General features: G+C 63.0%; 19 protein-coding genes. 15 read left to right on the top strand and 4 right to left on the bottom strand.

Annotation, left to right across the window (positions count from 1 at the left end):
* Positions 1-6: 6 nt before the first annotated feature.
* Positions 7-933, bottom strand: a complete 927-nt coding sequence (locus X750_RS140590; protein ID WP_023748401.1) for a LysR substrate-binding domain-containing protein — start codon at positions 931-933, stop codon at positions 7-9.
* Positions 934-1032: 99 nt separating this feature from the next.
* Between X750_RS140590 and X750_RS140585 the strand changes: the two genes are divergently transcribed.
* From X750_RS140585 to lpxB, 13 genes are all read left to right on the top strand, one after another.
* Complete coding sequence (locus X750_RS140585) at positions 1033-1560, top strand: nuclear transport factor 2 family protein (RefSeq protein WP_023671025.1); 528 nt, start codon at positions 1033-1035, stop codon at positions 1558-1560.
* A 34-nt stretch (positions 1561-1594) separates the two neighbouring features.
* A complete protein-coding gene (locus X750_RS140580) occupies positions 1595-2704 on the top strand; it encodes an aldo/keto reductase (protein WP_023748402.1) in 1110 nt (369 codons plus the stop codon).
* Between the two features lie 150 nt (positions 2705-2854).
* The gene (gene pyrH / locus X750_RS140575; protein ID WP_023671026.1) at positions 2855-3577 is read left to right on the top strand and encodes a UMP kinase; all 723 of its coding nucleotides are present in this window, start codon (positions 2855-2857) and stop codon (positions 3575-3577) included.
* 100 nt (positions 3578-3677) lie between these two features.
* A complete protein-coding gene (gene frr, locus X750_RS140570; RefSeq protein WP_023671027.1) occupies positions 3678-4232 on the top strand; it encodes a ribosome recycling factor in 555 nt (184 codons plus the stop codon).
* On the top strand, positions 4213-4986 hold the full coding sequence (locus X750_RS140565; protein WP_280790565.1) for an isoprenyl transferase: 774 nt from the start codon (positions 4213-4215) through the stop codon (positions 4984-4986). The genes frr and X750_RS140565 overlap by 20 nt, the downstream gene beginning before the upstream one ends.
* 11 nt (positions 4987-4997) lie before the next feature.
* Positions 4998-5813: a phosphatidate cytidylyltransferase gene (locus tag X750_RS140560; RefSeq protein ID WP_031243388.1), complete on the top strand. Its 816-nt coding sequence runs from the start codon at positions 4998-5000 to the stop codon at positions 5811-5813.
* Between the two features lie 103 nt (positions 5814-5916).
* Positions 5917-7059, top strand: coding sequence for an RIP metalloprotease RseP (gene rseP, locus X750_RS140555; RefSeq protein ID WP_031243390.1), 1143 nt, complete (start codon positions 5917-5919; stop codon positions 7057-7059).
* Between the two features lie 217 nt (positions 7060-7276).
* Positions 7277-9670, top strand: coding sequence for an outer membrane protein assembly factor BamA (gene bamA, locus X750_RS140550; protein ID WP_031243392.1), 2394 nt, complete (start codon positions 7277-7279; stop codon positions 9668-9670).
* A 77-nt stretch (positions 9671-9747) separates the two neighbouring features.
* On the top strand, positions 9748-10806 hold the full coding sequence (gene lpxD, locus X750_RS140545) for a UDP-3-O-(3-hydroxymyristoyl)glucosamine N-acyltransferase (RefSeq protein WP_023671032.1): 1059 nt from the start codon (positions 9748-9750) through the stop codon (positions 10804-10806).
* Position 10807: 1 nt separating this feature from the next.
* Positions 10808-11260, top strand: coding sequence for a 3-hydroxyacyl-ACP dehydratase FabZ (gene fabZ / locus X750_RS140540; protein WP_023671033.1), 453 nt, complete (start codon positions 10808-10810; stop codon positions 11258-11260).
* Positions 11261-11275: 15 nt separating this feature from the next.
* The gene (gene lpxA / locus X750_RS140535; protein ID WP_031243402.1) at positions 11276-12109 is read left to right on the top strand and encodes an acyl-ACP--UDP-N-acetylglucosamine O-acyltransferase; all 834 of its coding nucleotides are present in this window, start codon (positions 11276-11278) and stop codon (positions 12107-12109) included.
* Positions 12096-12998: a UDP-2,3-diacylglucosamine diphosphatase LpxI gene (lpxI, locus tag X750_RS140530; protein WP_031243404.1), complete on the top strand. Its 903-nt coding sequence runs from the start codon at positions 12096-12098 to the stop codon at positions 12996-12998. Before lpxA ends, lpxI begins: the two co-directional genes overlap by 14 nt.
* On the top strand, positions 12988-14166 hold the full coding sequence (lpxB, locus tag X750_RS140525; RefSeq protein WP_023748410.1) for a lipid-A-disaccharide synthase: 1179 nt from the start codon (positions 12988-12990) through the stop codon (positions 14164-14166). Before lpxI ends, lpxB begins: the two co-directional genes overlap by 11 nt.
* 94 nt (positions 14167-14260) lie before the next feature.
* Here lpxB and gltA read toward each other — a convergent pair whose 3' ends face one another.
* Both gltA and gltX read right to left on the bottom strand, forming a co-directional pair.
* Positions 14261-15592 carry a citrate synthase gene (gltA, locus tag X750_RS140520; RefSeq protein ID WP_023671037.1) on the bottom strand — a complete coding sequence of 444 codons (1332 nt, stop codon included), beginning with the start codon at positions 15590-15592 and terminating at the stop codon, positions 14261-14263.
* Positions 15593-15773: 181 nt separating this feature from the next.
* Positions 15774-17198 (bottom strand): glutamate--tRNA ligase, encoded by a 1425-nt coding sequence (gltX, locus tag X750_RS140515; RefSeq protein WP_023726645.1) that lies wholly within the window; start codon positions 17196-17198, stop codon positions 15774-15776.
* 458 nt (positions 17199-17656) lie between these two features.
* Between gltX and arr the strand changes: the two genes are divergently transcribed.
* Complete coding sequence (gene arr, locus X750_RS140510; protein ID WP_023748411.1) at positions 17657-18073, top strand: NAD(+)--rifampin ADP-ribosyltransferase; 417 nt, start codon at positions 17657-17659, stop codon at positions 18071-18073.
* 223 nt (positions 18074-18296) lie between these two features.
* A complete protein-coding gene (locus tag X750_RS140505; protein ID WP_023748412.1) occupies positions 18297-20753 on the top strand; it encodes a ComEC/Rec2 family competence protein in 2457 nt (818 codons plus the stop codon).
* Here X750_RS140505 and lexA read toward each other — a convergent pair.
* Entirely contained in the window at positions 20747-21529 is a 783-nt protein-coding gene (gene lexA, locus X750_RS140500; RefSeq protein ID WP_023693449.1) for a transcriptional repressor LexA, read from the bottom strand. The two genes, X750_RS140505 and lexA, sit on opposite strands and share 7 nt — an antisense overlap.
* Between the last annotated feature and the right edge of the window lie 69 nt (positions 21530-21598).

The raw sequence follows: 21598 nt of genomic DNA on the forward strand, positions 1-21598 counted from the left end.
CTCAGCTCAGGCAACTCGGCCGGGTGTCCGCAAGGATGCTCGGCCGATTTCTTGTGCGGTGTCGATGAAGGCCCTGAGCTTTGGCGCCATCGACGCCCTGCGCGGGAAGTAGAGGAAGAGGCCGGGCTCCTCGATCGCCGTTTGCGGCAGGATCTGAACGAGGCGGCCGGCGGCCAATTCCGCGCGCACCAGCGGCTCGAACACATAGATCAGCCCGACGCCGGCAAGCGCAAGGTCGATCGCGGCCAGCGAATCGGTGACGATGACCGTACCCTTCGTCTCGGCCACGACATCCTTGCCGTCCTCGGTCAGGTCCCAGCGATAGAGTGCGCCGGAGCGCACAAGCCGGTAGCCGACGCAATTGTGGTCCGAAAGATCCGTCACACCGCGCGGACGGCCATGCCGGCCGACATAGGCGGGGGAGGCGACGATCACGGCGTTGAATGGCGGCGTCAGCCGGACCGTGACCATGTCCTGTGCGATCATCTCGCCCAGCCGGATGCCGGCATCGAAACCCTCGCCGACAATGTCCACCAGCTCCTGGTCGATGAGCAATTCGATGGTCACATCAGGATAGCGTTCAGCCATCGCGGCGACCACGGGAGTGACGGCAAGTGGAACGGCGATGTTGGGAACGTTCAACCTGAGCAAGCCGGAGGGCCGGCCCTTGACGGCTCGGATGCGGTCCATCCGGTCGGCGATATCCTGGAGAGCAGGGGCTGCCGTCTCCACCAGCGCCTTGCCGGCTTCCGTCAGCGAGACGCTGCGCGTGGTGCGCGCAAACAGCGGCTGGCCGATCCGCCCCTCCACGAGGCGCACCGCATGGCTGACGGCGGATGGGGACATGCCCAGTTCGGCCGCGGCAAGCGCAAAGCCGCCGCGTCGGGCAACGGCGACGATGACAGGCAAATGACTGAGCAGATCCCGGTCCATTCATGCATGATATCGCATAGTCCTTGCAAACACTTCAATCTTCTCGATGCCGACAGGCTGACCCATATTGCCATCACCGATGCACAAAGGAGAAGAGAGATGGATGCCTTGAAACACGCTACCTTCGCCGCAGGCCTTGCCCTAGCGCCGGTCGATGCCGGCGGCGCCGAGCCGTCCGGTTGGCGCGCGCTCGCCGACGAACGCGCCGTCATCCGCATCGCCGATGCCATCGACCGTGCCGTCGATGCGCAGGACTGGAAGCTTGCCCGCTCCTATTTCGCCGACCGTGTCACCGTCGACTTCAGCAGCCTGTCAGGACAGCCTGCCGCCACCATCCCCTCCGACAATCTGATCGGTACCTGGGCCGGCAACCTCAGGGGCAGCAAGACCAGCCTGCATCTGCGCACCAATCACCAGGTGATCTTTGAGGCGGACGCGGCGACCGTCTCTTCGAACGGCTATGCCTGGAACCGGATGGAAGGCAATGGCGACCCGCTGTGGGAAGTCTGGGGCACCTACGAGCACCATCTGGTTCGCTCCGGGACCGGCTGGAAAGTCGACGGCTTCGTTTTCCGCGCCACGCATGAGCGCGGCAATCCCTGGGTCAAGATGACGCCTGGCCAGTGAGCCGGCGTCAAGAAATCAGGATAGGAAAAACACCATGACCATGAGCTATTACACACTGGGCAACAGCGGCCTGCGCGTCAGCCGGCTGGCACTGGGCACCATGACCTTTGGCACCGAATGGGGCTGGGGCGCGGACAGGGAAACCGCGCGCGCCATGGCCGACGCCTATGTCGAGGCCGGCGGCAATTTCTTCGACACCGCCGACCTCTACACCGGCGGCACAGCCGAAACCTGGCTCGGCGAATTCATCGCCGAGCGAGGCTTGCGCGACAGAGCGGTGATCGCCACGAAATTCACCTTCAACGCGGAGCCCGGCAATCCGAACGCCGGTGGCAATGGCCGCAAGAACATCTTGCGCGCCGTGGACGCCTCGCTGAAGCGGTTGGGCACTGACTATATCGACCTCTACCTCCTCCATGTCTGGGACGGGCTGACGCCGGCCGAGGAGGTCATGCGCACGATGGATGATCTCGTGCGTGCGGGCAAAATTCGCCATGTCGGCCTGTCCGATGTGCCGGCCTGGTATGCTGCCCGCGCGCAGACGATCGCCGAGTGGCGCGGCTACGAGCCGGTGTCGGCCTTGCAGCTTGAATATTCGCTGGCGGAGCGTTCGATCGAAAATGAGTTCGTGCCCTTCGGCACCCGCCATGGCGCAGGAATCATGGTGTGGAGCCCGCTGGCCAGCGGGCTGCTCAGCGGCAAGTACCGGCCGACGCAGGAAGGCCATGCCGGCCGGCTCGACGGCTTTCGCAACACCACTCATCCGGGGTTCCAGAAGTTCACCGAGCGCAACTGGGCGATCGTGGCGGAGCTCGAAAAAGTTGCCGCCGAACTCGGACGCAGCATGGCGCAGGTCGCGCTCAACTGGGTGGCAACGCAACCGGGCATCGCCACCGTGATTCTTGGCGCCACCAAGCTGGCGCAGTTGCAGGACAATCTAGCGGCGTTGGATTTCACTTTACCCGCCGAGCTTCGCGCGCGGCTGGATACGGTCAGCAGGACACCGCCGCCATTCCCGTACGCCTATTTCGGTTCCGACATACAAGCCCGGGTTACCGGCGGCGCCGTGACCGGCGACAAGCCGTTGGGTTATGCGCCGCCGCTGCTGGTCGAGGGCGACGCCGTCAGCATCACCAGCAACTGACGGGCCGCGACGGGAAGGCGGAATTGGGCGAGGGGCGCCGCGTGACATCGCGGCGCCCTTCGTGTATCGGAACTCGGCATCGCGCCAGCGGCGGCGCCCGCGCGAGGGCGGCCTGCCCAGGCTGCCACACGCAACAATGACGAGGTCCAGATGACGGCAAAGCCCCTCTATCGACGTGTCCTGCTGAAAGCGTCGGGCGAAGCGTTGATGGGCGAGCAGCATTTCGGCATCGATGTCTCGGTGGTCGACCGAATCGCCGCCGACATCGCCGAAGCCCGCGCACTTGGCATCGAGGTCGGCGTCGTCATTGGCGGCGGCAATATCTTTCGCGGCGTGGCGGTGGCATCCAAGGGCGGCGACCGCGTTACCGGCGACCACATGGGCATGCTGGCCACCGTCATCAACTCGCTGGCGCTGCGCACCTCGCTGAACAAGATCGGCGTCGACGCCGTCGTGCTGTCGGCCATAGCCATGCCCGAACTTTGCGAGAGTTTTTCCCAGCGCCAGGCCACCGCCTATATGAACCAGGGCAAGGTCGTCATTTTCGCCGGCGGCACCGGCAATCCGTTCTTCACCACCGATTCGGCCGCGGCCTTGCGCGCCGCCGAGATCGGCGCCGACGCGCTGTTCAAGGGCACCCAGGTCGACGGCGTCTATTCGGCCGATCCCAAGAAGGATCCGAATGCGACCCGCTTCGAGCGCATCAGCCATGCCGAAGTCATCAACAAGGGCCTTTCGATCATGGATACCGCCGCAATTGCACTTGCGCGCGAAAACAACATCCCGATAATCGTCTATTCGATCCACGAAAAAGGTGGTTTCGGCGATATTCTGCGGGGCGGCGGCCGTTGCACGATCGTCGCCGACGAATAATCCGGAGTATACTCTCCTAAAAAGGGATCAGTTTTCGAAAGAGGGTCCGGATATAGGCCCTAAGCAGTGAACCCGGATCAAACGGGTCGAGGAGACTAAGATGAGTGGTGAGTTCGACGACCTCAAGCGGCGCATGGATGGCGCGATCGCCGCCTTCAAGCACGATCTGGCTTCGCTGCGCACCGGCCGTGCCTCCAGCAATCTGCTCGACGCCATCCAGGTCCAGGCCTACGGCACCACCATGCCCATCAACCAGGTGGCGAACGTGTCGGTGCCGGAGCCGCGCATGATCTCGGTTTCGGTCTGGGACAAGTCGATGGTCGGCGCGGTCGATCGTGCCATCAGAGAATCCAATCTGGGCTTCAATCCGATCGTCGACGGCACCAATCTCAGAATTCCGCTGCCCGAGCTCAACGAGCAGCGCCGCAAGGAACTGGTCAAGATCTCGCATGGCTACGCCGAGAACGCCCGCGTTGCGGTGCGCCATGTCCGTCGCGACGGCATGGACTTCTTGAAGAAGGCGGAAAAGGACGGCGACATCAGCGAGGACGATCAGCGGAAGCGCTCCGATCAGGTCCAGAAGCTGACCGACGAGACGATCAGCACCATCGATCACCTGCTTTCCGATAAGGAAGCTGAAATCATGCAGGTCTAGGGTCGGCCCACACCGGCCCGAAAGCGAGACAATGGCAACGCCCGCGCATGTCGCTATCATCATGGATGGAAACGGACGCTGGGCCAAGGCGCGCGGCATGCCGCGGCTTGCCGGCCATCGCGCCGGCGTCGAAGCGCTGCGCAAGACGGTGCGCGCCGCGCCCGGTCTCGGCATTTCCTTCCTGACCGTCTACGCCTTTTCATCGGAAAACTGGTCGCGGCCCAAGGCCGAAGTGAGCGACCTGATGGGGCTTTTGAAGCTGTTCATCCGCCGCGATCTGGCCGAACTGCACCAGAACGGCGTGCGCGTCAGGATCATCGGTGACAGGGCGGGGCTGCAGCCGGACATCAGGGGCCTGCTCGAAGAGGCCGAATCGCTGACTGCGCGCAATGAATCGCTGACCTTGGTCATCGCCTTCAACTATGGCGGGCGCGACGAGATCGTGCGCACGGCACGCAAGCTCGCAGCCGCAGTGGCGCGCGGCGAGATCGACGCAGAGGCGATCACGGCAGACACTTTTGCCGGCGCCCTCGACACCGCAGGCATTCCCGATCCGGAGCTGGTCATCCGCACCAGTGGCGAGCTTCGGCTGTCGAACTTCCTTCTGTGGCAGGCAGCCTACAGCGAACTGGTTTTTCTGCCTTGCTACTGGCCTGACTTCAGCCGCGAACACCTGGCCGACGCATTGCGCGATTTTGCTGGCCGCGAGCGCCGTTTTGGCGGGCTTGCCGCTCAAGATGTCGCTGCCTCGTGATCGGCGGCGGGATGAACAATCTTCAGCTTCGCATCGTCTCGGCGCTGGTGCTGGCCGCAATAGCGCTTGGCCTGACCTGGTTGGGAGGGCTGTGGTTCCGCCTGCTTTGCGCCGTGATATCGGCGGTCATCTTCTATGAATGGGCGCGCATGTCGCGCCCCTTGGCCGGTGCGACCCTCGGCTTCATTCCCGAAGCGCTGCTTCTGGTTTTCGTCGTCGCCCTGGTTGCAGGCGTGCCGGCATCGTGGCTTCTGTCTCTTGTCCTGGCCATGGTTGTGGTCGCTGCTGTCGGCGCCCGTATGCGTGGAGCGGCGCAATGGGATGCAGCCGGTCTTGCCTACGCGGCTTTGTCCGGCTTATCGCTGGCGCTGCTGCGCGGCGGCGACCATCCCGGCCTGGTCGCAATCCTGTTTCTGTTCGCCGTGGTCTGGGCGACCGACATCTTCGCCTATTTCGTCGGCCGCTCCGTCGGTGGGCCCAAGCTCGCGCCATCTATATCCCCCGGCAAGACGCAGAGCGGCGCGCTTGGCGGCGCTGTCGGCGGCGTGGCCGCCGGCGTGCTTCTGGCTGCCGCCGCCGGGGCCGGCAATCTTGGCGTCCTCGCCTTGGTTGCGCTGGTGCTGTCGATTGTTGCCCAGGCTGGCGATCTCTTCGAATCCTGGGTCAAGCGCCGCCACGGCCGCAAGGATTCAAGCGCGTTGATACCCGGGCATGGCGGTGTCATGGACAGGGTGGACGGGCTTGTCGCGGCGGCTTTTGCCCTATACGTGATCGGCTGGATTTCGGCGGGCGCCGATCATCCGGCGCAGGGGCTGTTTCCGGCTTGAGTGATATTTCACGGCGAAGAAATGGCGCACGCCACGGATTCGCCTGGATTGATGTCACAGTCGCGGCGACACCTTTTGCCGCGGGTGAATTTGAGGGCATGACTTGAACGAAATTCTTCACGCGTTGTTCAGCACGGAAGGCTTTGTCCTCGGCACGCTGGTGCCGTTTCTGTTCGTGCTGACCGTAGTCGTCTTCATTCACGAAATGGGCCATTACCTGGTCGGCCGCTGGTGCGGCATTGGCGTGAAGGCCTTTTCGATCGGCTTCGGCCCCGAACTTCTCGGCTTCAACGACAGCCACGGCACGCGCTGGAAGCTCTGCGCCATACCGCTCGGCGGTTATGTCAAATTCGTCGGCGACATGAGCGCCACGTCGAGCCAGCCGAGTTCGGAAGATCTGGAAACGCTGACTGACGCTGAACGCAAGGTCGCCTTCCACACGCAACCCATCTGGAAACGCGCCGCCACGGTGGTGGCCGGACCGCTGTTCAACTTCCTTTTGACCATTGCCGTCTTTGCCGTGCTGTTTTCCCTCTATGGCCGCCCTGTGTTTGAGCCGATGGTGGCGGCGGTCACCGCCGGCAGTCCAGCCGAAAGGGCCGGCATTTTGCCAGGCGACCGATTCGTCGCCGTCGACGGCAGCAAGGTTGAGACCTTCGCCGACGTCCAACGCCTGGTCTCAGGCCGCGGCGGCGACGCCATCACCTTCACCATGTTGCGCGACGGCAAGGAGGTCACCGTCGTCGCGACGCCGGAGCCGATGGAGCAGCTGGACGCGCTGGGCAACAAGGTCAAGGTGGCCGTCATCGGCGTCGTCAACAACAAGGATGTCGGCCAGCCCAGGCTGATCACCTACAGCCCTGTCGGAGCAGTCGGCGCCGCGGTCGAGGAGACGGGGCACGTCATTCAGCGCACCGGCCAGTTCCTGCAGCGATTCGTTGTCGGCCGCGAAGACAAATGCCAGCTGGGCGGCCCCATCAAGATCGCCAAGATGTCGGGGCAGGCGGCAAAGCTGGGCTTCCTATGGCTGGTGCAACTCGTCGCCGGGCTATCGGTCGGGATCGGAATTCTGAACCTTTTGCCGATTCCCCCCCTCGACGGCGGCCACCTCCTGTTCTACGCACTCGAAGCCGTTTTCCGGCGTCCGGTATCGGAGCGGATGATGGAAATGGGATACCGGGCCGGCCTCTTTCTGGTGTTGGGATTTATGGGCTTCGTCTTCTGGAACGATCTGTTTGGGTGCTGAAATCATGAAGAAATTTGGCTTCAGCACCGGCAATGTTGAGACGCCGTTTACCATGCACGGGGGTATGCGTGACGCGAAAGCCACGCATCAGGGTTAAGTAATTACAAATTAACCTGAAGCCTTGCGTGTAGGGAAAATCCGGTTAATACGGTAGGAGAAATTACCGCACGTCCGGTTTTCTCGCCGTGGGGACTTCGAGAAAAGGTACAAAAGCCCGATGAAGGCAGCATCCAAATTTTTGAGCGCCGCGTCCGCGGTGGCTATGTCCGCCGCTCTGGTTGTACCAGGTGCGCTCGCCGTGCAGTTCGTTGCCACATCTGCGGCGCAGGCAGCCGTTGTCTCGAGAGTCGAGGTCAGCGGCAACCAGCGTGTCGACGCCGACACCATCCGCAACTACATCACCATCAAGCCGGGCAAGGCGTTTTCCAGCGCCGATATCGACGATGCGGTCAAGGCGCTGTTCGGTACCGGGCTGTTCTCAGACGTGCAGATCAATCAGGTCGGTTCGACGCTGGTGGTCAAGGTTGCCGAATATCAGGTCGTCAACCAGGTTCTGTTCCAGGGCAACAAGAAGCTCAAGGACAATGCGCTGGCAGTCGCCGTGCAGTTGAAGCCGCGCGGGACGTTTTCCCAGGCAACGCTGGACTCCGATGTCGAGGCGGTGAAGGCTGCCTACAGGCGAATTGGCCGCGATGACGCCGCTGTCACGACGCAGATCATGGATCTCGGCGACAACCGCGTGAACGTGGTCTTCAACATCAACGAAGGCGGCCGCACCAAGATCGCCGCCGTCAATTTCGTCGGCAACAGCGCCTATTCGAGCCGCCGCCTGTCCGACGTCATCGCCACCAAGCGCTCGAGCTTCCTGTCCTTCGTGCTGCGTGACGACGTCTATGACGAGGACAAGCTCCGCGCCGACCAGGAATCGCTGCGCCGCTTCTATTACAATCACGGCTATGCCGACTTCCAGGTGGTCTCAGCTGTCGGCGAGCTCGACGACACGACCAACCAGTACACCGTTACCATCACCGTCCAGGAAGGCGACCGCTATACGTTCGGCGACGTCAGCGTCGAGAGCACCATTCCCGAAGTCGACTCGAAGGCGCTGGAATCGGTGGTTCAGACCCACAAGGGCGACGTCTACAACGCCAAGGATGTCGAGGACACCATCATCGCGCTGACCGAAAAGGTCGCGGGTTCGGGCTATGCCTTCGCCCAGGTGACGCCGCGCGGCGATCGCAACTTCGAGAACCACACCATTTCGGTCGTCTATACGATCGACCAGGGCACCAAGGCCTATATCGAGCGCATCGAAATCCGCGGCAACGACCGCACGCGCGACTATGTCATTCGTCGTGAGTTCGATGTCAGCGAAGGCGACGCCTTCAACCAGGTACTCATCCAGCGCGCGAAGAAGCGGCTGGAAAAGCTGGATTACTTTGAGAAAGTCGACGTTTCGACTGTCCCGGGTTCTGAGCCAGACCAGGTCGTGCTCGTGGTTGACGTAGTCGAGAAATCGACCGGCGAGTTCTCGGTTGGCGCAGGATATTCGACCGGTGGCGATACTGCGGGTCCGTCCGTCGAAGGTTCGGTCGCGGAGCGCAACTTCCTCGGTCGCGGCCAGTACATCAAGGTTTCGGCGGGTGGTGGCAAGAATTCGCGCGACTACAGCCTGTCCTTCACCGAGCCCTATTTCCTCGGGCGCCGTATCGCTGCCGGCTTCGACATCTTCCAGCAGACGCGCAACTACGACCACTATGACAGCGAGACGCTGGGTGCGACGGTGCGCTTCGGCCTGCCGATCACCGACAACATCTCGACACAGTTGGCGTACAATATCGCCCAGGAGAAGTACAAGCTCGACGACGGTTGCGATAACAATCCTGCCATCCCGGGCAACGCCCCTGGCGACGGGATTCCCGACGCGGACTGCAACGTATCTGCGGCAATCGTCCAGGGAATTGATGAGAGCCCTTGGATCAAGTCGTCGGTCAGCCTTGGGCTGGTCTACAACACCATCGACGACATGAAGAGCCCGCATGAAGGCATCTACGCCACCACGACCATGGAAGTGGCCGGCCTTGGTGGCGATGCCAAATTCGTAAAGGTTACCGGTCGTGGCACTGTCTACCAGACGTTGTCCGAACAGCTGGATCTGGTCGGCCTGATCTCAGGCGGTGCTGGCCATATCGCGGGCTATGGCGACAACGGCCTGCGTATCTTCGATCAGTTCCAGAGCAGCGACCGCATGATCCGCGGCTTCGAGTATGGCGGTATCGGCCCCGCGGATATTGCAACGGGTGACCACCTCGGCGGCACCACCTATTTCAATGCGTCGGCCGAAGCTCAATTCCCGATACCGGTCATTCCGGAAAGCTTTGGTGTGCGCGGCGCTGTGTTTGCTGATGCCGCCACACTGTACGGCAGCAAGATAAACGTCGCCGGGGTTACTCAAGCTTCAACTGATCTAGAGTTGCGCGCTTCGGTTGGTGTCGGCTTGCTGTGGTCATCGCCTTTTGGCCCGATCCGCATTGACTACGCGATGCCCATCAAGAAGGAAAAGACCGACGACGTGCAGGAATTCAACTTCGGCATGTCGAGCCGCTTCTGATCTTGCGGTAACGATGCTTCCGGGCCGTTGGGGTCCGGATGAGAATTGATCCGACCTAGCTGGATATTGCTTCTGGAATGACCGATCCGGTGTTCTTCGCGCCATCACGCCGGTATACGGCCGGCGAAGTCGCGAATCTGACCGGCGCGTCGCTCGTCGATTCCGACCTTGCCCACATATCGATCGATGCGTTGGCGCCAGCGAACGAAGGCGGCGAGGGTGCGCTCGTCTTCGTCGACGGCAAGCGCAATTTCGCGCTGATGCAGTCGCTCAAGGCGGCGGCCGTGTTTTGTCCCGCCGAGTTCGCCGGCAAGGCGCCGGCCGGCATTGCGGTTCTGGTGCATCCGCGCCCGCAGCAGGCCTTCGCCATGATCGGCCGGCTGCTGTTCCCGACAGCGGCTACGCCGGGACCGATGACCAGCGAAACCGGGGTCTCGCCGCAAGCTCATGTCGATACCACGGCGCATATCGAGGCCGGCGCGATCATCGAGGCCGGAGCCGTCGTCGGCCCGCGTGCTTCCATCGGCAGCGGAACGGTCATTGCCCCCCACGCCGTTATCGGTCCGTCATGCCAGATCGGCCGCGACGGCTATATCGGACCGGGTGTCAGTGTTCAGTACGCGCTGATCGGTAACCGCGTCATCATTCATGGCGGCGCCAGGATAGGCCAGGACGGCTTCGGCTTTGTCGGCGGCGCCAAAGGGCCCGAGCGTGTGCCGCAGGTCGGCCGCGTCATCATTCAGGACGATGTCGAAATCGGCTCGAACACGACCGTCGATCGCGGCGCCATGTCGGATACGGTCATCGGTCAGGGCACCAAGATCGACAATCTGGTGCAGATCGCCCATAACGTTCGCATCGGCCGCAATTGCATTATTGCCGGGCTCTCTGGTATTTCCGGCTCCGTCACCGTCGGCGACGGTGTCACCATGGGGGGCGGCGTTGGCCTTGCCGATCATTTGACCATCGGATCAGGGGCCAAGCTTGCTGCAAGAAGCGGGTTCATGAGCAACGTGCCGGCGGGCGAGATCTGGGGAGGCTATCCGGCGCAGCCGATGGCGGAAGCCATGCGCGAGATCGCCATGCTGAGGAAGCTCGCCAGGACGCGCAAGCAGGGCGAAGGGGGAAGTAGCTGAGATGGTGCCGGCGACGCTCGAAGCGGTCGATATATTGGGGTTGATGAAGCTTTTGCCGCATCGCTATCCCTTCCTGATGATCGACCGCATCATCGATATCGACGGCAATGATTCTGCCATCGGCATCAAAAACGTGACCATCAATGAGCCGCATTTCCAGGGCCATTTCCCGGATCAGCCGGTGATGCCGGGCGTGCTCATCGTCGAGGCCATGGCGCAGACCGCCGGCGCGATCTGCATCCGTAACCTCAACACGGAAAAGCCCTCGCTGGTCTATTTCCTGACCATCGATAATGCGAAATTCCGCAAACCGGTCGTCCCGGGCGACCAGTTGAAAATCCACGTCAAGAAAATCAAGATGCGCGGCAATCTGCTCAAATTCGCCTGCGAGGCCATGGTGGAGGGCACAAAGGCCGCCGAAGCCGAGATCTCGGCAATGATGGTTACCGGCTGACGGTTCGAAATGCTCATGAAAATACAGACTTCAATCCACCCCTCGGCCGTCATCGAGGCCGGCGCGCAGATCGGCGAAGGCGCCTCCATAGGACCTTTCTGCTACGTCGGCGCTGAGGCCGTGATCGGTGACCGCGTCGAACTGGTCAGCCATGTGTCGGTGCTGGGCGCGACAACCATTGGCGCCGCGACCAAGGTCTATCCAATGGCGACACTGGGCGGACCGCCGCAGAACACCAAACACAAGGGCGGCCGCACCACTTTGGTCATCGGCCAGAACTGCACGATCCGCGAAGGCGTGACCATGCATCTCGGCACCGATTCCAGCCGCGGCGAGACGACCGTCGGCGACAACGGCAATTTCCTTGCCTATGCCCACATTGCCCATGATTGCGTCGTCGGTAAAAACGCCACCTTCGCCAATGGCGCGACCCTGGGCGGCCATTGCGAGGTCGGTGACAGCGTTTATATTGGCGGCCTCAGCGCAGTTCATCAGTTCGTGCGTGTTGGTGACAACGCCTTTCTCGGCGGCTGCTCGGCTTTTGTCGGCGATGTCATTCCCTACGCCATTGCGGTGGGCAATCGCGCAAGCCTGCGTGGACTCAACATCATCGGCCTGAAGCGCGCGGGGTTGCCGCGCGCCGAAATCCACCTGCTGCGCAAGGCTTACAAGACCATCTTTGACCGCTCCCGCACAGTCCGCGAGAACATCGAATTCGCCAAGGCCGAGTTTGCGTCGTCGCCGACTGCCATGAAAATCATCGATTTCATCACCAGTCGCGGCAAGCGGCATTTTGCCGTCCCGTCGCTTAAGGGTGGTGACGGCGACGATGCCGATGACGAAGGCTGAGGCCGCTTCAACGGGCCTCGATCTTGCGCCGGACGCCAGGGTCGGCATCATTGCCGGCGGCGGTAGCTTGCCGGTCGAAGTTGCCGCCGGCCTGGCGGAGGCCGGACATCCGCCCGTCATCATCCTGGTCGAAGGTCAGGCCGACCGTCAGTCCGAGCTCACAATCTATGAGCATGAAAGCCTTGCGCTGGAAGACATCGGCTCGCTGGTTGCGTTGCTGAGGCGCCGGCGGATCACCCATCTTGTGCTTGCCGGCGAGATCAGGCGCAGGCCGCGGTTGGTCGACATGCGTCCGAACCTTGGGCTACTGGCACTTATACCCTCGCTCGCCATGGCGCTTGCCCGCGGCGATGACGGGCTGTTGAAGATATTGACCCGCGGCCTGGAGGCACGGGGCGTCAAGGTTGTCGGTGCGCATGAAGTCGTGCCCCGGCTCGTCGCGGCCGAAGGGCCGCTGACCAAAGCAGTGCCGCGAAAGTCCGACTGGCGCGATATCGAGGCGGCACACGCGGCGGCAAAGGCCATCGGCGCGCTCGACATTGGTCAGGCGGCAATTGCCATCGGTGGCCGCACTGTTGCCCTGGAAGGCGTCGAGGGCACCCACGGACTGCTCGAGCGGACGCAGCAGTTGCGCGGCCATGGCAGGCTGGCCGGCAAGACGCGCGGTGTCCTAGTCAAATGCGCCAAGCCTGGCCAGGAATTGCGTGCCGATCTGCCATCTATTGGCCCCCAGACCGTCGAGGCGGCGCATGCAGCGGGGCTCGCCGGCATTGCCGTCGAAGCCGGCCGTTCGCTCATCCTCGAAGGCCCCGCCGTTCTCGCGCGCGCCAATGCGCTCGGCCTGTTCGTGTTCGGCCTGCCGGCTGCGGAGTCTGTCCATGGCAGCTGAGAAGCCGCTGAAGATTGCCATCGTCGCCGGCGAAGAATCCGGCGACCTGCTGGGCGCCGACATCGTGCAGGCGCTGAAGCGCATGACCGGGCGCGAGGTGCAACTCGTCGGCACTGGCGGGCGGCATCTGCAGGCGCTCGGACTGGCGCCGCTGTTCGACGGCGCCGAGATCGCGCTGATGGGGCTCAGCGCCATCCTGCGTGACTTGCCGCGCCTGATGCGGCGGATCAGCCAGACGGCAAGTGCTGTCGCCGCCGAAAAACCCGACTGTCTGATCACCATCGACAGCCCCGATTTCTCGCTGCGCATCGCCAAAAAGATCCGCGCCGCCGATCCGTCGATCCCGATCGTCCATTATGTCTGCCCGAGCGTCTGGGCGTGGCGGCCGGGTAGGGCGGCCGCGATGAAGCCCTATGTCGACCACATACTGTGCATCCTGCCTTTCGAGGTAAAGGAGCTCAGCCGTCTCGGCGGCCCGCCTGGCACTTACGTCGGACATCGCCTCACGCATGATCCAGGCGTGCAGGGCGCGGCCAGGGCGCAAGCCCAGCCGCGCGATCTCTCGGCCGATCGCGTCAAGACGCTGCTCGTCCTGCCGGGGTCGCGGCGCGGCGAGGTCAGCCGGCTTATCGGTCCGTTCGGCGAGACGGTGTCGGCGCTGCGCGCGCGCGGCCACCGGCTGCGGCTGTTGCTGCCGACGGTGCCGCATGTCGCCGAACTGGTCAAAACATCGGTGGCGCGCTGGGATCAGGAGCCGGAAGTCATCCTCGATCCCGAGCGCAAGTGGCAGGCCTTCGGCAAGGCCGATGCGGCGCTGATCGCGTCAGGAACGGTTTCGCTGGAACTGGCGTTGTCGGGTGTACCGATGATCTCTTGCTACAAGTTCGATCCGATCATGCTGATGGCGCAGAGCCTGATCACGGTGTGGAGCGCTGCTTTGCCCAACCTTATCGCCGACCGGCCGGTCGTGCCGGAAAGCTACAACCAGTATGTGCGGCCGCACTATCTGGCGCGGCAGCTCGAGGGACTGTTTTCAGACACCGCCTACCGCGCCTGGCAAAAGGACGGCTTTGCCGAAGTTGCCAGGCGCATGGCAACCGACAAGCCGTCCGGCGATATCGCCGCGGATCTCGTTCTTCGCCACATCGGGAGAGCGAATAGGGCTTAGTGAATAGTGAATAGGATTAACGCGCGCTCACCTATAATCGAGCTGCTACTTACTACCTGCTATTCACTACTTACCATTCACCATTCACCCTCTTTCACCTTTTCGCAATCGGCACGTAGTCGCGTTCCGGAGCGCCGGTATAGAGCTGGCGCGGACGGCCGATCTTCTGGTGCGGGTCCTCGATCATTTCCTTCCACTGCGCGATCCAGCCGACGGTGCGGGCGACCGCGAACAGCACGGTGAACATGGTGGTGGGGAAGCCCAGCGCCTTCAGCGTGATGCCGGAATAGAAATCGACGTTCGGATAGAGCTTCTTTTCGATGAAGTAGGAATCGGTCAGCGCGATCTTTTCCAGCTCCATGGCGATGTCGAGCAGCGGATCGTCCTTGATGCCGAGTTCGCCCAGCACTTCATGCGCCGTCTTCTGCATGATTTTCGCACGAGGATCGTAGTTCTTGTAGACGCGATGGCCAAAGCCCATCAGCCGGAACGGATCGTTCTTGTCCTTGGCGCGGGCGATGAATTCCGGGATGTGGTCGACATGGCCGATCTCGCCCAGCATGTTGAGCGCCGCCTCATTGGCGCCGCCATGCGCCGGTCCCCACAGGCAGGCGATGCCGGCGGCGATGCAGGCGAACGGATTGGCGCCCGACGAGCCTGCAAGCCGCACGGTCGAGGTCGAGGCGTTCTGTTCGTGGTCGGCATGCAGAATGAAGATGCGCTCCATGGCGCGCGCCAGCACCGGATTGATCTTGTATTCCTCGCACGGCACCGCAAAGCACATATGCAGGAAGTTGGCGGCGAAGTTCAGCTCGTTCTTCGGGTAAATGAAGGGCTGGCCGATATGGTATTTGTAGGCCATGGCCGCAATCGTCGGCATCTTGGCGATCAGCCGCATCGAGGCGACCATGCGCTGATACGGATCCGAAATATCGGTGGAGTCGTGATAGAAGGCCGACAGCGCGCCGACCACGCCGCACATCACAGCCATCGGATGCGCGTCGCGGCGAAAGCCGGTGAAGAAGCGCGACATCTGCTCGTGCACCATGGTGTGGCGCGTTACCCGGTAGTCGAAATCGTCCTTCTGCGCCTTGGTCGGCAGTTCGCCGTAGAGCAGGAGGTAGCAGACTTCGAGGAAGTCGCCATGCTCGGCCAGCTGGTCGATGGGGTAGCCGCGGTGAAGCAGGATGCCGGCATCGCCGTCGATGAAGGTTATCGCCGACTCGCAGCTCGCCGTCGAGGTGAAGCCGGGATCGTAGGTGAAGGCGCCGGTGGTGTTGTAGAGCGCACCGATGTCGATGACGTCGGGCCCGACCGAGCCGCTTCGCACCTTGAATTCATGCGTCTTGCCGGCCAGTTCGAGCGTGGCAGTCGACGGGTGCGTCGTCTTGCTGCCGGTTTCCAGTCTTGTCGCAGCTTCGCTCATTCTCAAACTCCTTCATGTTCCTCATGCCGGCAAGGCAATTCCTGCAAACGACACGTCGAAATCACCGGAATGCGCGAACTCGCCACCGCATTTTGGGAGGTGCGTGCCTGATTGGGCCAAGGCCTAATGTTGCACTGCGAAACCCGCCTTTCAATGCCAATCTTTTTGGGCCAGCTCGCTCCTAATCGATTTGATCCGCAATCCGCGCCAGGCTTTCCTCGCGGCCAAGCACGGCAAGCACGTCGAACACGCCGGGCGAGGTGCTACGGCCGGTAAGGGCCGCCCGGAGCGGTTGGGCCACGGCGCCGAGCTTGTGGCCGCCGGCCGCTGCGAACTCGCGCACCGCGGCTTCAGCCGCGGCAGCCGACCAATCGCCCGAAACAGTCTGCAAAGCGGCATGTGCGCCGCGCAGGATCGCGCGCGCGTCGGCACTGAGCAGTGCTGCCGCCTTCTCGTCGATCGGCAGCGGCCGCTCGACGAACAGGAAGGCCGCGCCATCGGCCAGTTCCACCAGCGTCTTGGCGCGCTCTTTCAGGCCCGGCAAGGCGGCCAGCAGCTGCGCCTTCCTGGCGTCGTCGAGACGGGCGGCGATAGCAGATCCGCCTTCGAGGTATGGCAGAGTGGCGACGAAAATGTCGAACAGCTCGGTATCGGCCATCTTGCGCATATGCGCGCCGTTGATTGACTCGAGCTTGGCGAAGTCGAAGCGCGCCGCACCCTTGTTGACATCGCCGATGTCGAACCACGAAATCATGTCCTTGATCGACATGATCTCGTCGTCGCCATGGCTCCAGCCGAGCCGCGCCAGATAGTTGAGCAGTGCCTCGGGTAGATAGCCCATGGCGCGATAAGCCTCGACACCGAGTGCGCCGTGCCGCTTCGACAGCTTGGCGCCGTCGGCGCCGTGGATCAGCGGGATATGCGACATCGACGGGACGTCCCAGCCCATGGCGTTGTAGATCACCGTCTGGCGCGCGGCGTTGGTCAGATGGTCGTCGCCACGGATGATGTGGGTGACGCCCATGTCATGGTCGTCGACGACGACGGCATGCATGTAGGTCGGATTGCCGTCCGAGCGCAGGATGATGAAATCGTCGAGGTCCTTGTTGGGGAAGCGCACCTCGCCCTGCACACGGTCGTGCACCACGGTTTCGCCCTCGGTCGGCGCCTTGATGCGGATGGCGCCCTTGACGCCGGGAGGCGCCTCCGAGGGGGCACGATCGCGCCACTGGCCGTTGTAGCGAGGCGGCAGGCCCTTGGCGCGTGCGGCCTCGCGCATCGCCTCGAGCTCGGCAGGCGTCTCGTAGCTGTAATAGGCCTTGCCCAGGCGCACCAGCTCCTCGGCCACCTCACGGTGGCGCGGCGCGCGCTCGAACTGCGATATGGCCTCACCGTCCCAGGAAAGGCCGAGCCAGGTCAGCCCATCCAGAATGGCCTGTGTCGCCGCCTCGTTGAAGCGTTCGCGGTCGGTGTCCTCGATGCGCAGCACCATCGTGCCGCCGGTGTGCTTGGCGTACAGCCAGTTGAACAGCGCCGTGCGCGCGCCGCCGATATGCAGATAGCCGGTGGGCGAGGGGGCAAAACGGGTGACGACCGTGTCGGACATGGAACTCTCGGGAACCTTGGAAAGCGGGGCGTGATCGCGCGGACTTTCGCGCTTTGCGCGTTCATGTAGCATAGGAGGTCTGGGGCGCAAGGGGCAGACCCGATGGCTGGACGAGGCCGGGGCACGTCGGCAATTATCGGTTGCGTCAACGGGCGCTGGAGCCTTGTAGCACAAAATCTGTTCGCACCTCCGCGCAACCTCGTTTGGCAGCAGCGTCAATGTCTGGGTTTCATTCGGCTGCAGCGTCCGTCACAGTGCCTGCAACATCGCTGCGACGTGGTAGCCCCCTCTGACGAGCGGACATTTCTTCACGGAGGCGGCACTGCCCGACTACAACGCCGCCGTGACAGCGTTGGCTTGGTCACGCATATTGACCTTTCTCAATCATTATCGTGAACACCGCAACTGTGTGCAGTCCGGTCCGCCACGAAGGAGGCAGATTGAAAGAAGGACTACCGATGACCAGAAACGCCGACCAAACGGAGGGTGATCCGTTCTACCATGGTACCCGGGCGGATTTGAAACCCGGGGATCTGCTGAGCGTCGGCCACCCTTCCAATTTCAGAGGTAACCCACTGTCATGGATTTATTTCACCCAGACACTGGAAGCCGCCATCTGGGGAGCAGAGCTTGCAACGGGTGACGGTCGTCAAAGGATTTACATCGTAAAGCCGACGGGGTTTTTTATGGATGACCCCAACCTGACCGATAAAAAATTTCCCGGTAATCCGACGAAATCCTACCGCTCCCGTGATCCGTTGCTCATCCGGGGGGAGCTCGCTGAATGGCAGGGTCATACACCGGAACAATTGAAGGCAATGCACGATGGGCTTGCTCGCCTGAGGGCGGAGGGCCGGGATATGATTGAGGATTGAGCGTCCTTGGCGGGTCAATTCCGGCGCGGTGGACGCGACCGCACGGACTTTCGCGCTTTGCGCGTTCATGTAGCATAGGAGGTCTGGGGCGCAAGGGGCAGACCCGATGGCTGGACGTGGCCNAACTCTCGGGAACCTTGGAAAGCGGGGCGTGATCGCACGGACTTTCGCGCTTTGCGCGTTCATGTAGCATAGGAGGTCTGGGGCGCAAGGGGCAGACCCGATGGCTGGACGTGGCCGGGGCACGAAGGAAGGCGAAGGCGCCGAGGCAAGCGTCAGCGAACGCTCGCTGTTTGCCGATAGTCCCTATGCCGAGCCGCTGCCCCTCGCGCTGCCTGAGCCGCATCCCGGCGTCGCGCCTGCGCTGCCCGGTCACGCCTTGCCGGCGCAAGTCACAGCGCCCGGATCTATCGCCCGCCTGCGCAGACGGCTTCGCCGTCCGTCATGGCCCGCGCTCCGCCGCAGCCTTGCCGCGGCCGCCAACACGGAGCTCGACCGGGGCGTCGCCTTCCTGCTGGTGCCGGTTTTCCTGGCGGCCGGCGTCATCATTTATTTCTCGCTGGCCGGCGAGCCCGGCTTTGCGCAGCCAATCGCCATTGTGGTGCTGGCGACATGTTGCGCTGTCGCCACGCGATCGCGGCCGAGGACGCATCTGTTCTGCATGGCCGCGATGCTGTGCGCGCTCGGCGTCGTCGCCGCCAAGGTCGAGACCTGGCGCGCCGGAACGCAGATGCTCGGCTCCGAGATCCAGACACGGCTGACCGGCCGCGTCGTCAGTCTCGAACAGATGGAGAGCGGGCGCATCAGGCTGACGCTTGACGTGGTTTCGACCGCTTACCCCGAGTTGCGCTACGCCCCGAAGCGGGTCAGGCTCTCGGCGCGGACCGTTCCCGCCGATATGACCGCCGGCTCCCTGATCACCGGCTATGCCAGGCTGTTGCCGCCGACCGGTCCGGTGCGGCCGGAGAGCTACGATTTCTCCTTCGACAGCTATTTCACCGGTATCGGCGGCAGCGGCTTCTTTCTCGGCAATCCGAAAGCCATTGCTACGCAGGGACCGCCGCCGCTGGCCGCGCGGCTCTCCTCGGCAATCGAGAACGCGCGCGAAAACATTGCCGACCATATCAGGGGCAAGATCGGCGGCGCCGAAGGCGAGATTGCCGCGGCGTTGATTGTCGGCGTGCGCGCCGGCATCCCGGACGAGGTCAACGAAGCGATGCGGCGCACCGGCATCTACCACATCATCTCCATCTCCGGCCTGCACATGGCGCTGGTTGCCGGCACCATCATGGCGTTGCTGCGTGGCGCCTTTGCGCTGTTTCCCGATTTCTCTTCGCGCCGCCCAGTCAAGAAATATGCAGCAGTGGCAGCACTCGTCTCCATCGCCGCCTATCTCGTTATTTCAGGCGTCGTGGTTGCCGCCGAGCGCAGCTTCATCATGCTGGCGGTCATGCTTGTCGCCGTGCTGTTTGATCGCGCCGCACTCACCATGCGCAATCTGGCGATCTCCGCCATCGCCGTCATCCTGGTGTCGCCGCACGAGGTGGTCGGTCCCAGCTTCCAGATGTCGTTTGCCGCCACCGCCGCCCTTGTCGGCGCCTATGCCGGCTGGGCCGATTACCGCGCCGACAAGGTGAGAACGCCGCTGGCAAAGCGCTCCTTCGTCGGCTTCCTGTCGCGAAAATTCGCGCTGGCCATGGGCGGCCTCGCCATGACCTCGATCATCGCCGGCAGTGCAACCTTGCTGTTCGCCATCTGGCATTTTCAGCGTGTGTCGCCGCTCAGCCTGATCGCCAATCTGGCCGTGATGCCGATTGTTTCGTTGATCGTCATGCCCTTTGCCGTGCTCAGCGCACTGGCGATGCCGTTCGGCGCCGACGGGCCGTTCCTCTATGTGATGGGCAAGGGTCTGATGGCGATGATCGCTATATCGGCCTGGATTTCCGAGCGCTCGCCGGTCGACGCCGTCGGGCTGATCTCCATCCGCTCGGTGCTGTTGGTGGCGGTCGCCCTCGTCATCGCCACCATGGCCACCACCTGGCTCAGGCTGGCGGCCGTGCCTTTCGCGCTGGCCGGCCTGTTGACGGTGCCGCAGGTGCTTACGCCCGACGTGCTCATATCCGAGGACGCACATCTGGTGGCCATGCCGATAGGTGGCGGCGAACTCGCCCTCAACCGCGAACGCTCCAACGAATTCACCACGGACAATTGGAAACGGGCGCTGCGGGCCGAAACCATTATCCCGCCCGAGATTTTCGAGGCAACAGATACGCGGTTCGATCTCGATCCGCTCGATCTGCCGCCCGGGTCGCCCTTCTATTGCATGGGCGATCTCTGTATCGCCCGACACCCTTCCGGAGCCATTGTAGCCCTTGCCAAAGACCGCAAGACGGCGCGGCCGGCCTGTGCCTTCGCGAGCCTGATCGTCATCGATGACGCCACCGCCTACAATCCGTGCCGCGACCCGCTGGTGCTGGTCGTGACGAAGAAACAGCTGGCCCGCGACGGCAGCGCCGCCGTCTTCTTCGATCCGCAATCGGCAGCTGCAGCGCCAACCATCCGCTTCGCCGTCGACAAGCCGTATCGCCCCTGGCACGAGCAACGCCGCTTCTCCCGCGAAGCGCGCGGCCTGCCGCCTTACAACCAGCGTGAAAAGTACAAACCCAAGCCGGCTCAGTAGCGCCGGATCAATCCGACAAGCTTGCCCTGCACCTTCACCCTGTCCGGTCCAAAAATGCGGGTCTCGTAGGCCGGGTTGGCGGCTTCCAGGGCGATCGAGGCGCCCTTGCGGCGGAAGCGTTTCAGGGTCGCTTCCTCATCGTCGACCAACGCCACCACGATCTCGCCGGGGCTGGCTGTGTCGGCATTGCGGATGATGACCGTGTCGCCATCGAAAATGCCGGCCTCGATCATCGAATCGCCCTTGACCTCGAGCGCGTAGTGTTCACCGCCCATGATCATGTCGGGCGGCACCGAGATCGAATGGGTCTGATGCTGGATGGCGTCGATCGGCACACCGGCAGCAATGCGTCCCATCACCGGGATCGACACCGCCGAAACGGCGTCGTCATTGCCGGCCGACATCGAACGCGACGGCGAGCCCGGCTTGATCTGGCGGCCGATACCGCCTTGGCCCATCGCGCCTTGTCCTTGGCCGCCTTGCCCTTGGCCGGTTTGACCAAGACTGCCCTGAATGACGCTCGGCGAAAACTTCCTCGCCGCATTGAGGCCTGGTGCGATCGAGTCGGGCAGCCGCAGCACTTCCAGCGCGCGCGCCCGGTTCGGCAGCCGGCGAATGAAACCGCGCTCCTCAAGCGCCGTGATCAGGCGGTGGATGCCGGACTTGGAGGCGAGGTCAAGCGCTTCCTTCATCTCATCGAAGGACGGCGGGATTCCGCTCTCCTTCAGGCGTTCATGGATGAACATCAGAAGCTCATGTTGTTTGCGCGTCAGCATCGCGGCCCCCAGGGGTTCTGAAACCAGAATCAGAAAAAACAAACCCAGAACAAACACTATCTGTTCCAG

It is taken from the genome of Mesorhizobium sp. LNJC391B00 (genome assembly GCF_000502535.1).
Taxonomy (GTDB): Bacteria; Pseudomonadota; Alphaproteobacteria; order Rhizobiales; family Rhizobiaceae; genus Mesorhizobium.